The sequence below is a fragment of the Vibrio sp. 10N.222.49.C9 genome, from assembly GCF_041474985.1.
In the GTDB taxonomy this organism is placed as follows: Bacteria; Pseudomonadota; Gammaproteobacteria; order Enterobacterales; family Vibrionaceae; genus Vibrio; species Vibrio crassostreae_C.
Map to the genome: position 1 here is coordinate 1 of NZ_JBFRVD010000796.1, position 287 is coordinate 287.

At 47.4% G+C, this 287-nt stretch carries 1 protein-coding gene; it reads right to left on the reverse strand.

The window, feature by feature from the left end; all coding sequences use genetic code 11:
- A partial coding sequence (locus tag AB4585_RS25650; RefSeq protein WP_372171600.1) for a pyridoxine 5'-phosphate synthase occupies positions 1-287 on the reverse strand: 287 nt, incomplete at both ends.

Sequence of the window (287 nt, forward strand, 5' to 3'; positions counted from 1 at the left end):
GCATAGTGACCCGTGTGAAGCTCAATGAAAGGCGCACCTGCAGCCTTCGATGCATCAATTTGCTTCGAATTTGGGTCAATAAACAGTGATACCTTGATGCCAGCTGCTGCCAGTTTCTCTGTAGCGGCTTTGATCTTGTCGAACTGACCTACTACATCTAGACCGCCTTCCGTCGTCAACTCTTCACGCTTTTCAGGAACCAAGCAAACGAACTCTGGCTTAGTCTTAAGGGCGATATCTACCATTTCGTCAGTGACGGTCATTTCAAGATTCATGCGAGTCTGAAT